The organism is Solirubrobacter ginsenosidimutans, assembly GCF_027587205.1.
In genome coordinates, this window is record NZ_JAPDOD010000072.1 from 1 (window position 1) to 13,930 (window position 13,930).

13 protein-coding genes are annotated in these 13,930 nt (G+C 70.3%); 4 read left to right on the plus strand and 9 right to left on the minus strand.

Annotation, left to right across the window (positions count from 1 at the left end; genetic code table 11):
• Window positions 1-155 precede the first annotated feature (155 nt).
• Complete coding sequence (locus OM076_RS40605; protein WP_270045918.1) at window positions 156-1,001, minus strand: VOC family protein; 846 nt, start codon at window positions 999-1,001, stop codon at window positions 156-158.
• 43 nt (window positions 1,002-1,044) lie between these two features.
• Complete coding sequence (dinB, locus tag OM076_RS40610; protein WP_372518136.1) at window positions 1,045-2,253, minus strand: DNA polymerase IV; 1,209 nt, start codon at window positions 2,251-2,253, stop codon at window positions 1,045-1,047.
• A 247-nt stretch (window positions 2,254-2,500) separates the two neighbouring features.
• On the opposite strand from dinB, the gene OM076_RS40615 reads away from it, so the two are divergent.
• Complete coding sequence (locus OM076_RS40615) at window positions 2,501-3,667, plus strand: serine hydrolase domain-containing protein (protein WP_270045920.1); 1,167 nt, start codon at window positions 2,501-2,503, stop codon at window positions 3,665-3,667.
• A 53-nt stretch (window positions 3,668-3,720) separates the two neighbouring features.
• Here the strand turns inward: OM076_RS40615 and OM076_RS40620 are convergent, their stop codons facing one another.
• Both OM076_RS40620 and OM076_RS40625 read right to left on the minus strand, forming a co-directional pair.
• A complete protein-coding gene (locus OM076_RS40620; RefSeq protein WP_270045921.1) occupies window positions 3,721-5,256 on the minus strand; it encodes a DHA2 family efflux MFS transporter permease subunit in 1,536 nt (511 codons plus the stop codon).
• Window positions 5,257-5,259: 3 nt separating this feature from the next.
• Entirely contained in the window at window positions 5,260-5,871 is a 612-nt protein-coding gene (locus tag OM076_RS40625; protein WP_270045922.1) for a TetR/AcrR family transcriptional regulator, read from the minus strand.
• A 110-nt stretch (window positions 5,872-5,981) separates the two neighbouring features.
• Here OM076_RS40625 and fgd point away from each other — a divergent pair, with 110 nt between their 5' ends.
• From fgd to OM076_RS40640, 3 genes are read left to right on the plus strand one after another with little or no spacing between them, the layout of a single operon-like run.
• On the plus strand, window positions 5,982-6,974 hold the full coding sequence (fgd, locus tag OM076_RS40630) for a glucose-6-phosphate dehydrogenase (coenzyme-F420) (RefSeq protein ID WP_270045923.1): 993 nt from the start codon (window positions 5,982-5,984) through the stop codon (window positions 6,972-6,974).
• Window positions 6,971-7,861 (plus strand): SMP-30/gluconolactonase/LRE family protein, encoded by an 891-nt coding sequence (locus OM076_RS40635; protein ID WP_270045924.1) that lies wholly within the window; start codon window positions 6,971-6,973, stop codon window positions 7,859-7,861. Before fgd ends, OM076_RS40635 begins: the two co-directional genes overlap by 4 nt.
• Window positions 7,862-7,863: 2 nt before the next feature.
• Window positions 7,864-9,006: a dipeptidase gene (locus OM076_RS40640; protein ID WP_270045925.1), complete on the plus strand. Its 1,143-nt coding sequence runs from the start codon at window positions 7,864-7,866 to the stop codon at window positions 9,004-9,006.
• Here OM076_RS40640 and OM076_RS40645 read toward each other — a convergent pair.
• From OM076_RS40645 to OM076_RS40665, 5 genes are all read right to left on the minus strand, one after another.
• Entirely contained in the window at window positions 9,003-9,260 is a 258-nt protein-coding gene (locus OM076_RS40645) for a DUF6510 family protein (protein WP_270045926.1), read from the minus strand. The genes OM076_RS40640 and OM076_RS40645 overlap by 4 nt on opposite strands.
• Before the next feature lie 2 nt (window positions 9,261-9,262).
• The gene (locus tag OM076_RS40650) at window positions 9,263-9,976 is read right to left on the minus strand and encodes a ferredoxin reductase (RefSeq protein WP_270045927.1); all 714 of its coding nucleotides are present in this window, start codon (window positions 9,974-9,976) and stop codon (window positions 9,263-9,265) included.
• Window positions 9,951-10,547, minus strand: a complete 597-nt coding sequence (locus OM076_RS40655) for a sulfite oxidase-like oxidoreductase (RefSeq protein WP_270045928.1) — start codon at window positions 10,545-10,547, stop codon at window positions 9,951-9,953. The genes OM076_RS40650 and OM076_RS40655 overlap by 26 nt, the downstream gene beginning before the upstream one ends.
• A gap of 199 nt (window positions 10,548-10,746) precedes the next feature.
• A complete protein-coding gene (locus OM076_RS40660) occupies window positions 10,747-12,678 on the minus strand; it encodes a glycosyltransferase family 39 protein (RefSeq protein ID WP_270045929.1) in 1,932 nt (643 codons plus the stop codon).
• Entirely contained in the window at window positions 12,678-13,856 is a 1,179-nt protein-coding gene (locus tag OM076_RS40665; RefSeq protein WP_270045930.1) for a bifunctional glycosyltransferase family 2/GtrA family protein, read from the minus strand. The genes OM076_RS40660 and OM076_RS40665 overlap by 1 nt, the downstream gene beginning before the upstream one ends.
• Window positions 13,857-13,930 lie beyond the last annotated feature (74 nt).

Sequence of the window (13,930 nt, forward strand, 5' to 3'; positions counted from 1 at the left end):
CCCGCGCGCATCGCCGCGCCCGCGCGACGCCGCCCCACCCGCGTGCATCGCCGCGCCCGCGCGACGCCGCCCCACCCGCGTGCATCGCCGCGCCCACACGGCCCGCCGACCCGCGCACGGCTCCCCACCCACCGCGCGCGGCCCGCCCGCCGCGACTACGCGGGCGGCTTGAACGTGCCGATCGTGAACGTCGCCCCGTCGGGGTCGCGGATCACGGCCATGCGGACGTACGGGACGTCGAACGGCTCGACCAGCACGGTGCCGCCGAGGGCAGGTGTGCGTGCGGCGGTCTCATCGGTGTCGGCCACGGAGAAGGTGACGGCCCAGCGCGGCGCGCTCTCGTCACTCGCCGGCGGTTGCATCCAGCCGATGGCGTCCGAGAAACCGTCGGGCGCTCCGAGCTCCTTGTGGGAGGCGAGCGTGCCCGGAGCGATCGACTCGAGGTGATCGCCGTAGCCGGGGACGCGGATCATCACGGACGGGCCTGCGCCGAAGTCGACGTCCTGGTACTCCCAGCCGAACACCGCGGAGTAGAAGGTCTTGGCGGCGTCGATGTCGCGGGTTTCGAGGTCACTCCAGTTCCAGGCGCCGGGCGCGTTGACCAGCTCCGCGCCGGACGCCTCACCCGCCTGCCAGACCCGGAATGCTGCGCCTGCCGGATCGGCGAACACCCCCATCCGACCCGCTGCGCTGAAGTCGAACGGGGCGACGAGCGTCGTCCCGCCCGCACGTTCGACCTTCTCTGCCACGGCGTCCGCGCTCTCGACGGCGATGTAGGTGTTCCACGCGGGCGGCGCGTCATCGCTCGCCGCGTCCCCGATACCGGCGACATCGAGCCCGTCGACCTGCGCCAAAGCGAAGCGGGGTGCGCCCTCGGGCGTCACCTGCTTGTACGACCAGCCGAACAGCCCGCCATAGAACGCCATCGCGGCGTCAACGTCACTTCGCTCGGTGTCGATGAAGCAGCTGACACTCGGCGGATATGTCTCTCGGGGGGTCATGAATGGCAAGCTACGGGCAATTGCGGTCAGGAACGGTCCGCAATCAATCGTTGTCCAAGAGCGGCATCTCGATGCCGGAATCGCGACCGAGCAACACGCCCCGCGTGAGCACGCTCGAGCCGAACTTCTCGCGCACCTCGTCGACGGCGCTGTCGAGCGCGAGGGTCCGCACCTTGTCGACCTCGAACGCGAGCTGCACCGCATCGACGTCTTCCAGATTCGTCAGCGACAGGCCGACGAGTGTGCACCCGCGCGCGCGAATGGTCGGCAACGCCGACTCCAGCAACTCCCGCGCCGCACCGAGCAGCACGCGCGACTCCGCCGACGCCTGCGCGATCGTCAGCGAGCGTGTGACGCGCGAGAAGTCGTCGAAGCGCAAGCGCAGGATCACCGTCCGCGCCACCCGCCGGGCCGCGCGCAGGCGCCGCGTGATCCGGTCGATCAACCCCACGAGCACCTCGTCGAGGAACTCCGGCGCTTTCGGTTGCCCTCGCCTCCCGATCGCCCGCTGCCCGCCGATCGATCGTCGCCTCCGCCCCACCTCCACCCGCCGCGGGTCACGATTGTTCGCCAAGGCGTGCAGATGCCGGCCGGACGCCCTGCCGAGCATCCCCACCAGCGCGAGCTCGGAGACCGCCGCGACCTCCCCCACCGTCGTGATCCCGCGCGCGTGCAGCTTGTCCGCGGTCTTGACCCCCACCCCCCACAGCTTCTCGACCGGAAGCGGGTGCAGGAACTCGAGCTCCCGCGCCGGCTCGACGAGCAGCAACCCGTCAGGCTTCGCCACCCCCGACGCGACCTTGGCCAGGAACTTCGTCCGCGCCACGCCGACCGTGATCGGCAGCCCCACCTCCGACGCCACCCGCGCCCGCAGCCGCGCCGCGATCTCGACCGGCGCCCCCGCGATCCGCCGCATTCCCCGCACGTCGATGAACGCCTCGTCGATCGACAGCCCTTCCACCACCGGCGCGGTGTCCTCGAACACGGCGAACACCGCCTTCGACGCCGCCGAATACGCCTCGAACCGCGGCGGCACCACCACCGCGTGCGGACACAGCTCCCGCGCCCGCCCACCGGGCATCGCCGTCTTCACGCCGAACGCCTTCGCCTCGTACGAAGCGGCCAGCACCACCCCCGCCCCGACGATCACCGGGCGCCCCAAGAGCCGCGGATCGTCCCGCTGCTCGACCGACGCGAAGAACGAGTCGAGGTCCGCATGAAGAATGTTCGCCTCATCAGTTGACACGAACACATGTTCGCCTATCATGCGGACGGAATGCGGACCGGGCACACTCCTGGCGCCGGTCGCCGTCGTCGGCCTCCGACAACTCCACCAGAACCCCGCGGTCTCGCGCCGCGCCGTGGCGGCCGGAGCGATCGCGGGCATCGCGCTGTCCGCGGCCTTGGTTCCGTCGCTCAAGCGCCGGGTTGCGCGCCGGTAACGCGGACGCGGCACACTCCATGGCAGGCAGTCCCAGCGACGGGGAGGAGACCCGCCCATGAGCACGATCACGGGAACCCGCATCGACCAGGTGTTGCACGACGCCGTGGAGTCGGGGGTGGTGCCGAACGTCGTCGCGATGGCGGCGGATGCGGACGGCCCGATCTACGAGGGCGCCGCCGGTCCGCGCGTGGCGGGTGGGTCCGACACCGTCACGGCCGACACGACGTTCCGCATCGCCTCGATGACGAAGATGGTCGCCACCACGGCCGCGCTGCAGCTCGTCGAGCAGGGCAAGCTGGACCTCGACGCGCCGGTGCAGACCTACCGCCCGGAGTTCGCCGACCTGCAGGTGCTGGAGGGCTTCGACGGCGATACGCCGAAGCTGCGCGCGCCGAAGAGCAAGGCGACCGTGCGCCAGCTCGCCAGCCACACGGCCGGCCTGGCGTACTGGTTCTGGAACCAGGACATCGTGCGCTGGGAGGAGGTCACCGGCACGCCGAACGTCCTCTCCGGCGACGAGGTGATCTTCACCGCGCCGCTGGTCGGCGATCCCGGCGAGATCTACGAGTACGGGATCAACACGGACTGGCTCGGCCGGGTGGTCGAGGCGGCGAGCGGCACGACGCTGGACGCCTATGTCGCCGAGCACATCCTGGGGCCGCTGGGGATGGAGCACACGGCCTTCGCGATCGGCGACGAGCAGCGATCGGACCTGGTGCCGATCCACCTGCGGGGCGAGGACGGCGACTGGGCGGCGACGGAGATCGACTGGGCGCGCTCGCCGGACTACTGGGCCGGTGGGCACGGGCTCTACGCGACCCCGCGGGACTACCTGCGCTTCCAGCGGATGCTGCTCGGCGGCGGGACGCTGGACGGCGTGCGGATCCTCAAGCCCGGGACGGTCGACGCGGCGTTCAGCAACCAGATCGGCGAGCTCGACTTCCCGAGCACGATCAGGACGGCCGATCCCGGCTCGAGCGCCGACTTCCTTGCGGGCCCGGGCTACAAGTTCGGTCTCGGGCTGCTGCTGAACACCGCGGACGTGCCCGGGATGCGCGCCGCCGGCAGTGGCGCATGGGCGGGCCTGTTCAACACCCACTTCTGGGTGGACCGCAAGACCGGCGTGACGGGAGCGATCTTCTCGCAGACGCTCCCGTTCGTCGAACCACCGGTCTTCCAGGTGTACGCGGACTTCGAGACGGCGCTCTACGCCTCTCTGTAGATCGGTGCACGAGGCCGCGGCACCACGCCGCGGCCTCGCCCACCGGTGACGCGCTACACGTGCATGAGGACGGGGGCCTGCCCGCCCTCGGTGCCCGGCTCCTCCACGACCGGCTCCGGCTTCACGCGCGGGAGCAGGAACGCGACGAGCAGGGCGGGGACGATCAGCGCCGCCGCCCACCAGTAGGTGTGGGTGAACGCGCTCGCCATCACGTTGCGCACCGCCAGCGGCAGGTCCGCCCCCGTGGCGCCGAGGCCATTGCCGGCCCCGCCACCGCCGGGCAGCCGGTCCTGCAGCGCGACCGTGAGGATCACGGACATGACCGCGGTGCCGATCGAGGCGCCGACCTGCTGGATGATGTTCAGCGAGGTGCTCGCGCGGGCGACCTGGGCGTGGCGCAGGGTCTGCATCGCGCCCGACATCAGCGGCATCATCGAGAAGCCCATGCCGATGCCCATGACGAACAGGACCGCGCTGAGGGTCACGTAGGACGTGTCGCCCGTCAGCTGCGTCAGGCCCAGCGTCGAGGCCAGCAGCACGGCCAGGCCCGGGATCACGAGCTTGCCGACGCCGGTCTTGTCGGTCAACTGGCCGGCGATCGGCATCGCGATCATCGCGCCGATGCCCTGCGGGGCGAGCAGCAGCCCGGAGGCGAACGCCGTCTCGCCGCGGACGGCCTGCAGGTACAGCGGCAGCAGGAGCATCGCACCGAAGACGCTGATGATCATCAGGATCAGCGTGCCGGAGGCCACCGCGAAGGTGCGGTTCTTGAACAGGTCGAGGTCGATCAGCGCGTGCGGTGTGCGCAGTGCGTGCAGGACGAACGCGACGATCAGCGCCGCGCCGATCAGGGCGGGAGCCCAGACCTCGGGCGCTCCGAACCCACCCGAGGAGGCCGACTTCGCCAGCCCGAAGATCATCAGTGCCAGGCCCGGAGACAGCAGGGCCAGCCCGAGCAGGTCGAAGCGCTCGGCGGACTGGGGCGAGTCCTTCGGCAGGATGCGCGACGAGGCGATCAGGGCCGCGATGCCGATCGGGACGTTGATGAAGAAGATCCAGCGCCAGGAGAAGTCGTCGACCAGCCAGCCGCCGAGGATCGGGCCCAGGATCGGGCCGAGCATCATCGGCACGCCGATGATCGCCATGACGCGACCGACGCGGCTCGGGCCGGCGGCGCGCGTGAGGATGGTCATGCCGGCCGGCATCAGCATGCCGCCGCCAAGCCCCTGGAGCACGCGGAAGAAGATCAGCGATTCAGCCGACCAGGCGGCGCCCGACAGGGCAGAACCGGCGAGGAAGAGGCCGATCGAGATCATGTAGAGGCGCTTGGTCCCGAAGCGATCCGCCGCCCAACCGGTGACGGGGATGACCGTGGCCAGCGCCAGCGTGTAGCCGGTGACGATCCACTGGATCGTCGAGAGCTCGGTGTCGAAGTCACGAGCGAGCGTGTTGATCGCGACGTTGACGACGGTCGTGTCGAGGATCGACATGATCACGCCGAGCACGACCACGCTGGCGACCATCAGGAGCCGGCGATCGAGACCCTCACTGGCTTGCGCGGACCCGTTGGATCCGGTTACAGACGACATGGATCAGGTTTCCTTGGGGAGGGGTTGGAGAATCGGGAGCAGCACGTGGTCGACGAGCTCCTCCAGGAATGCTTGGTCGAGCGGCTCGCCCGTGATGACCGCGCGGGAGAACACCAGCGAGCCGGCGACGTCGGAGAGCAGCGGCGTGATGCGCGCGTCGGCGGAGAGCTCACCACGCGCCACGGCGCGCGCGATCAGCCCGTCATAGCGTCGTCGTTCGTGCACGACGATCTCTTCACGCATCAGCGTGGCGAGCTCCTCGCTGTCGCGCAGCTGGCTGATCAGCCCGCCCGCCAGGTGGGCGTCCTCGTGGACGTGGGTGACCATCGCCCCGAGCATCGCGAGCAGGTCACCACGCAAGCTGCCGGCGTCCGGCAAGGAGTCGATGGCGGCGTGCTTGGACCGGATCGCATCGACGATGATGTCCTTCTTGCCACGCGGCCAGCGGCGGTAGATCGTCGGCTTGCTCACGCCGGCTCTGGCCGCGAGCGCGTCGACCGTCATGCGGTCATAGCCGACCTCCGCCACCAGCGTGATTGCCGCCCGCAGGATCGCCTCGGCGCGACGTGGGTCGCGCGGACGGCCTCGCAGTGTCGGTTCGGTCGGCACACCCATATTTACGACACCGTATCGTAAACCTTGAGGCGCGCAGTGTCCTCTTGGCACAACCGTCCACTCCCGCCGGGACAGCGCGGTCTGACAAGGCCAAGGCATAAGGTGCTGGTGTGACCCTCACCCTCGGCTACAAGGCGTCCAACGAGCAGTTCGGCCCGGTTGAATTGCTCGAGCTCGTACAGCACGCGGAGCAGCGCGGCTTCGAGGTCTCCGGCGTCTCCGACCACCTCCAGCCGTGGCGCCACAACGGCGGCCACGCCCCCGGCGTCCTGCCGTGGCTCGGCGCCGCGGCGGCGACGACCTCGAGCATCGTCCTCGGCACGAGCGTCCTCACGCCCACCATGCGCTACCACCCGGCGATCGTCGCGCAGGCGTTCGCCACGCTCGGCTGCCTCGCCCCCGGCCGGATCTTCCTGGGCGTCGGCACCGGCGAGGCCATGAACGAGACACCGATCACCGGCGGCGAGTTCCCCGGCCGCAAGGAGCGGCGGTTGAAGATGGCCGAGGCGATCAAGGTCATGAAGCTGCTCTGGGAGCACGAGCGCGTCGACTTCGAAGGCGAGTACTACAAGCTGCGCCGCGCCACGATCTACGACCGGCCGGACACACCGGTCCCGATCTACGTCGCGGCCTCCGGCCCGCTGGCGGCCAAGCTCGCCGGCCGCGTCGGAGACGGCTTCATCTGCACGAGCGGCAAGGACCCGCAGCTCTACGTCGACCTCCTGGCCAACGTCAAGGAGGGCGCCGAGAAAGCGGGCCGCGACTACGACCAGATCAAGCGCATGATCGAGGTCAAGGTCTCCTACGACCGCGACCCGGAGAAGGCCGAGAAGGCCACGCACTGGTGGGCCGCGCTGGCGCTCACGCCGGAGGAGAAGGAAGGCGTCGAGGATCCGGTGGAGATGGAGCGCCTCGCGGACGCCGCGGTCGACCGCGCCCACACCCGCTTCATCGTCTCGGGCGACCCGCAGGAGGTCGCGGACAAGATCCAGCCCTATATCGACCTCGGCTTCAGCGAGCTGGTGTTCCACTTTCCGGGCGATGAGCAGAAGCGCTACATCGACGAATTCGCGACCGACATCTTCCCGCTGCTGAGGACATGAGCACGTTCGAGATCCTCGACGGCCGCTTCGCCACGCTCGTCAAGTCGACGGCGAAGCTCGAGCACCTCTACGAGGGCTGCCGGTGGGCGGAGGGTCCCGCCTACTTCCCCGCCCAGCGGGCGCTCGTGTGGTCCGACATCCCGAACGACCGCATGCTCCGCTACGACGAGACGACCGGCAACGTCGGCGTCTTCCGCTCCCCGGCCGGCTATACGAACGGCCACACAGTCGACGGTCAGGGCCGCCTGGTCAGCTGTGAGCACGGCAACCGCCGCGTCACCCGCACCGAGCACGACGGCGCGATCACGGTGCTCGCCGACGAGTACCAGGGCAAGCGCCTCAACAGCCCCAACGATGTCATCGTCGCCTCCGACGGCGCGGTCTACTTCACCGATCCGGCGTATGGCATCGAGAGTGACTACGAGGGCCATAAGGGCGAGATGGAGCAGAGCGGGTGCTTCGTCTTCCGCATCGATCCGATCGACGGCGCGCTGACCAAGGTCATCGACGAGATGGACCGCCCGAACGGCCTCGCGTTCAGCCTCGACGAGCGCCTGCTGTATGTCTCCGACACCGGCGCGCCGCGCAACATGCGCGTCTATGACGTCGACGATGACGGCACGCCGTCCAACGGCCGCGAGTTCGCCAAGTGCACGAACGGCGGGTTCGACGGGTTCCGCCTGGACGAGGCCGGCCGCATCTGGACGAGTGCCGGCGACGGCGTGCACTGCTACCACCCGGACGGCACGCTGATCGGCAAGGTGCTCGTGCCGGAGATCGTCGCGAACGTGGCCTGGGGCTGGCCCAAGCGCAACCGGCTCTACATCGCGGCGACGACTTCGCTGTACGCGGTCTTGCTCCCGGTGACCGGAGCGAAGACGATGTAGCCATGATCGACCTCCATATCCACTTCCCGATGCGACTGCTGGGAGGGGTGGAGGCCCCACGTGACGTCATCAGAGGCATGACGCGGGTGCGGGGCCGGGAGGACGGCAAGCTCCGCGCGGCGGTGCTCGCGATCGCCGCGCGGCTGTTGAACTTCCGCGAGTGGGACGGGACCTGGCGGGTCACGCCGCAGCTGCTCGAGCAGGGGGACGTGAGCATCGTCTGCAGCGTGCTCTATCGCCCGTTCAGCGAGATCGACCTCGACGAGCCGTACGCCGCGCCGCCGGAGAGCGCGTACTACGGCAAGCTGCTCGAGTTGCTGGAGGCGACCGAGCAGGAGGTCGCGCGGCACGGCGACGTGATCGTGCGCACGCGCGAGGACCTCGACAAGCCGCAGATGCGCTTCGTGCACTGCGTCGAGGGAGGCTTCCACCTCGGCGCCACGCCCGAGGAGGTCACACAACACGTCCACGAGCTGGCGGACCGCGGCGTGCTCTACATCACCCTCGCCCATCTCTTCTGGCGCAAGGTCGCCACCAACTCACCCGCCCTCCCCTTCCTCCCGGACGCGGTCTACAACTTCGTGTTCCCGCAGGACAAGAACGCCGCGCTCTCCCCGCTCGGCGAGGCGGCCGTGCGGGCGATGTACGAACGCAAGGTGCTCGTGGACATCAGCCACATGCGCGAGGACGCGATCGCCGAGACCTTCAAGCTGATCGAGGCGCTCGACCGGCAGAGCGGGCGGGACCCGCTCGAGTACCCGGTCATCGCCTCGCACTCGGGGTATCGCTTCGGCGGCCAGACGTACAACGTCTCCGACCAGACGATCGTCAAGATCGCCGCGCGCGGCGGCGTGGTCGGGCTGATCTTCGCCCAGCACCAGATCAACGACGGCCTGCGACGTTCGGACACGGACACGCTGGCCGAGTCGGTCGAGATCCTCGCTCGCCACATCGATGCCATCGGCCCGCAGCACGTCGCGCTCGGCTCCGACCTCGACGGCTTCATCAAGCCGACGCTGGGCGGCGTCGAGACCGCCGCGGACCTCAAGCCGCTCGCCGACGCGCTCCGCGCGCGCTACCCCGCCGACGCCGATGCCATCCTCGAAGGCAACGCCCGCCGCGTGATCGACCGGCGCTTCGCCTAGGAGGCGGCCCAGCGGAGCAGGCGCACGCCGCGCATCTCCACGTGCATCTCTCCCCCACCGTGCGCGACGCGCAGCAACACGGTGTCGCACGCGGGGCAGCGCAGCACCGTGCCCATCGCGGACTCGTAGACCATCGCCTGCGCGACCGAGCCGGTCATCCCGCAACCGGCACAGGTCGCGGTCGCGACAGTGACATCGAGTGAGAAGACCTCGGACAGGGTGCCCGCAGCCGCGTTGCCGTCGAGATGTTCCATGGTCACCCTCCGAAACGCTCCGTCCTGATGTCCGCCGGCGCCTCGCCGAGGGCGACGAGGTGGTTCGCGACGGTCTCCACGAACGTCGTCGGGCCGCAGACGTAGGTGCGACCGCCGAGCAGCGCGACCTCCTGGAGCATCGCGCGGTCCACGCGTCGCTGGTAGCCCGTCCAACCGGCGGGCGCCCGCCGGGTGTACGTCAGCACGACCTCGACGCCGAGCTTGCCGAGCTCTCGCGCGTAGAGGACGTCGTCGGCCTCGCGGGCGGAGACGAGCAGCTTCGCCGGGACCTGGCTCTCCACGTTGTGGCGGTGCCGCAACATCGACATCAGCGGCACGAGGCCTGAGCCGCCCGCGATCAGCATGATCGGCTGCGGATCGCTCGCGTCCCACACGAACCAGCCGCCGAACGGGCCGCGTACCTCGAACTGGTCGCCCTCGCGCGCGACGTCCACGAACCACGGCGAGACCTCCCCGTCGAAGACCTCCTCGACGGTGATCATCGGTGCACCGTCCTCGGGCGCGCTCGCGATCGAGTAGCGCCGCTGCGCGGCGTACCCGTCCTCGGCGACCAGGCGGATGTCGAGGTGCTGGCCGGGACGGTGGCCGTTCCAGCCCGGGACGTCGAGCGTCAGCGTCGCCGCGCGCGGCGTCTCAGGCGAGATGGCGGTGACGGTCGCCACCCGCCAGTCAGTCGCCTTGATAACGCTGCTCAAGCCAGGGATCCCCGCGGTCGTGGTAGCCCAGCGTCTCCCAGAAGCCTGGGTCGTCCTCCTCCGTGAAGAACAGGCCGCGCACCCACTTCGCGCTCTTCCAGAAGTACAGGTGCGGGACGAGCAGGCGAGCGGGGCCGCCGTGCTCGGGCTCGAGGTCGTCGCCGTCGAAGCCGTAGACGACCCACGCGCGCCCGCCGGTGATGTCCTCAACGGGCAGGTTGGTCGTGTAGCCGCCGTCGGAGAACGCGGTGACGTAGCCGCCGAGCGGCTCGACGCCGTCCAGCAGCGTGTCGATGGACACGCCCTCCCAGTCGGTGTCGAACTTGCTCCACGTCGTCACGCAGTGGATGTCGACGGTGGGTGTCTCCTTGGGCAGCGCCTGGAATTCCTCCCAGGTCCAGCTGCGCTCCTGGTCGACCGCGCCGGCGATGGTGAACGTCCACTCGTTCAGCGGAGTCTTCGGGGTCGGGCCGGCGGAGAGGACCGGAAAGCCCCGTTCGAGGTATTGGCCCGGCGGCAGCCGATCCCCGGGCGTCGTGTCACGCCGGCGATGAAACCCCCGCGTGATCATGCGGCCGTGCCGAATTGGTCGAGCATGCAACCGGGAAGCTACATGCTCGTCCAATTGCGGACTAGGACCAGGACGCGCGGGCCTCGGCCAGCGAGGGCAGCAGGAGCGTCGCGGTAAGCGCGGCGGAGACGGTGAGGACCTTGATCTTGTTCATGTCGAGCAGGTTCGCGAGGAGCGGCAAAGGCTCGGCAAAGGCTCGTCAAACCTTGTAGAGCCCGGTGTATCCGCTCACCGCGGTGCCGTGCGCCTGCACCCAGGCGTCGATCGCGCCGTTGCCGGAGGCGAGCACGTACTTCAGCTCCCCCTTGGCGATCATCTGCTGCAGCTGAGCGACGGTCGGCGAGTTGTCCTGGCCGCTGAAGCCGCCGATCGTGACGACCGCCTTGCCGGTCTTGATGATGATCGGCGCCGTGGTCTGTGAGCCGCTGGCGGCGAGCAGGTACTTGGCGCCGCCCTGGTTCTTCTCCAGGTAGGCGAGCATGTCGGAGGAGACCGACGCGCGGCCGCCGAAGCCGCCGCCCGCGGGCGGGCCGCCGGCCTGGGCCGAGCCGCCGGTCGGAGGCGTTCCGCTCTGCGCCCCGCTCGGCGGGGCGCCGCCGCCAAACCCGCCCTGCGCCCCGCTCGGCGGTGTCCCGCCGCGGAAGCCGCCGCCACCACCGCCCGGGCCGCCGCCGAACCCGCCGCGCGACATGCTCGCCGGACCCGCGAGGACGTTGTTGCCGTTGAGGCCGTGACCGAGGTTGGCGACCGCGTAGGACGCGGGGCCGGCGAAGAGCGCGAACGCGCCGCTCACCGTCACCGCCACGAGCGCCGCCCGGGGCGCGCCGCGGCGCAGCGCAACCGTGCCGAGGACCGCGATCGCCGCCGCGACGGGGATCGCAACGCGCAACCACGGTGCGAAATCGGTGGTGCGGGACAGCAGGTCGACGGCGAGCCAGGCCGTTCCGGCGGTCGTCGCCGCCAGCAACGCCACTCCCGCCCAGGACTCCCGCGCCGCGCCCCAGAGCGCGACCAGGCCGATCCCCGCCAGCGCGGCCACGGCCGGCGCGAGCGCGCTCACGTAGTACGGATGGAAGATGCCCTGCTGGGTCGAGAAGACCAGGACGTGGACGAGCGCCCAGACGCCGAAGAGCACGAGGCCGGCGTGGCGCAGGTCCGTCCGCGCGGCGCGGCGGGTCGTCCAGAGCCCGAAGACCAGCGCGACGCCCGCGAGCGGCAGCAGCCACGCGATCTGCGCACCCACCTCGGTGTTGAACATGCGCAAGAGGCCCGCGGAGCCGCCGAACGTCGGCCCACCACCGCCGCCCATCCCGCCGCCCTCGCCGAAGATCCGGCCGAAGCCGTTGTAGCCGAAGATCAGGTTCCACGGGCTGCCGTCGGTGGAGCCGCCGATGTAGGGCTTCGAGCCGGGCCAGAGCGTGACCGCGAGCGGCCACGCGGCGCTCACGGCGACCATCACCGCGAAGGCGACGGCGAGCTGCCGCACGCGCACGAGCAGCGCCGGCTTACCCGTCCACAGGTAGGCGGCGCCCAGCGCCGGCACGACCATCCAGCCCTGGAGCATCTTGGTCATGAAGGCCAGTCCGACCACGGCGCCGGCCAGCGCGAGGTGCTTCCCGCGCCCGGACTCGAGCGCTCGGACCGTGAACCACGCGGACGCGACCAACAGCAGGACGAGCAGCGCGTCGGGGTTGTTGACGCGCCCGATCGCGATCGTGATCGGCGTCAGCGCGAGGGCGAGCGCGGCGATCAGGCCCGCCGCGTCTCCCGCCACCCGGCGGACGGTCGCGAACAGCAGTGCGACGGCCGCGATCGTGCACAGCGCCTGCGGCAAGAGGATCGAGAAGGACGAGAAGCCGAAGACCCGTGCCGAAAGCCCCATCAGCCACAGCGAGAGCGGCGGCTTGTCGACCGTGATGAAGCTGCCGGGGTCGATCGCGCCGAAGAACCAGGCCTTCCAGCTCTCAGAGCCGGCGCGGGCGGCCGCCGCGTAGTACTCGTTCGAGTAGCCGCTGATCGTCAGGTTCCACAGGCACAGCGCCGCGGCCAGCGCCAGCACCGCGACGAAGGAGACCTTGACCCAGTTGGGGCGCGACCAGACGGCCGGGCGCGAGAGCGCGAGCGTCGACATCAGCGGCTGACCAGGTCCAGCGAAGGGCGGATCGAGCGGCGTTCGCGCGAGAACACCCACGTGCGCATCGCGACGTAGCGGGTGATCGTGGCCGTCAGCGATGCGGCGACCAGCACCGCGAGCTCCAGCGTCCGCGACGGATCCGGGTCGAGCCCGCTCAGGACGGCGAGTGCACCGTTGGTCAGTGCCAGCGTGAGGATGAACACCAGCGCGCCACGAACGTGATGGCGCGCGAGGTCGTCGCGTCCGGTGACACCGAACGTGAAGCGGCGGTTGGCGGCGGTGTTGCCCACGGCCGTGATCGCCAGCGCGGCGGCGTTCGCGCCGAGCGAGCCGAGCAGCGGCGCCAGCACGAGGTAGAGCACCGCGTAGGCGAGCGTCGACAGGACGCCGATCCCCATGAACTTCGCGATCGGGCCGCCGCCCAGCAGGCGCGCGACGCCCCTGAGATCGGTCAGCGCGGTGTGGACGATGTCGACGCGCGAGTCGGGGTCGTCGACCCAGTCGACCGGCACCTCGTGGATTCGCAGGCCGCGCCGCTGCGCGAGCACCAGCAGCTCCGTGTCGAAGAACCAGCCCTGGTCGACGACGTCGCCGATCAACCCGTCGAGCACGTCGCGGCGGACGGCCTTGAACCCGCACTGCGCGTCGGTGAACTTCGCCCGCAGGGCCATGTGGAGGATGCGGTTATAGGCGCGCGAGATGAGCTCGCGCTTCGGCCCGCGCACGACCCGCGAGCTGTAGGCGAGGCGGGTGCCGATGGCGAGGTCCGAGTGGCCGGACATCAACGGCGCGACGAGCGGAAGCAGCCCGCGCAGGTCCGTCGAGAGGTCGACGTCCATGTACGTCACGACCTTCGCCGGGCTGGCCGACCAGGCGGCGCGCAGCGCGCGGCCACGGCCCTTCTGCTCGAGCCGCAGGTGCCGCACGCTCGGCAGCGTGATCGCCAGCCGGCGGGCGATGTCGGGCGTCGCGTCGACCGACGCGTTGTCGGCGATCACGATCCGCCAGCTGAACGGAAAGCCGTCGGACAGGAACCGGTGCAGGCGGCGAACGCTCTGCTCGAGGCCGGCGGCCTCGTTGTAGACGGGGACGACGATCTCGACGTCCGGCGCCGCCGCGGCCGCAAGCGCGCGCCGCGGGGCAGGATTCTCAAGAAGCGAGGCGAGCTCGGGCATGACCTCAGCATCGGTCCGCCCCCCAAGAGCCCGCTGGGACCACCCTGAGAGAACCCTGGGACCTAAAGGGACAG

Bases quoted from the DNA above. Each gene is read 5' to 3' on its own strand.
- OM076_RS40605 (WP_270045918.1), bottom strand. From the start codon at position 1,001: ATGACCCCCCGAGAGACATATCCGCCGAGTGTCAGCTGCTTCATCGAC.
- OM076_RS40615 (WP_270045920.1), top strand. From the start codon at position 2,501: ATGAGCACGATCACGGGAACCCGCATCGACCAGGTGTTGCACGACGCC.
- OM076_RS40620 (WP_270045921.1), bottom strand. From the start codon at position 5,256: ATGTCGTCTGTAACCGGATCCAACGGGTCCGCGCAAGCCAGTGAGGGT.
- OM076_RS40625 (WP_270045922.1), bottom strand. From the start codon at position 5,871: ATGGGTGTGCCGACCGAACCGACACTGCGAGGCCGTCCGCGCGACCCA.
- OM076_RS40635 (WP_270045924.1), top strand. From the start codon at position 6,971: ATGAGCACGTTCGAGATCCTCGACGGCCGCTTCGCCACGCTCGTCAAG.
- OM076_RS40640 (WP_270045925.1), top strand. From the start codon at position 7,864: ATGATCGACCTCCATATCCACTTCCCGATGCGACTGCTGGGAGGGGTG.
- OM076_RS40645 (WP_270045926.1), bottom strand. From the start codon at position 9,260: ATGGAACATCTCGACGGCAACGCGGCTGCGGGCACCCTGTCCGAGGTC.
- OM076_RS40655 (WP_270045928.1), bottom strand. From the start codon at position 10,547: ATGATCACGCGGGGGTTTCATCGCCGGCGTGACACGACGCCCGGGGAT.
- OM076_RS40660 (WP_270045929.1), bottom strand. From the start codon at position 12,678: ATGTCGACGCTCGCGCTCTCGCGCCCGGCCGTCTGGTCGCGCCCCAAC.
- OM076_RS40665 (WP_270045930.1), bottom strand. From the start codon at position 13,856: ATGCCCGAGCTCGCCTCGCTTCTTGAGAATCCTGCCCCGCGGCGCGCG.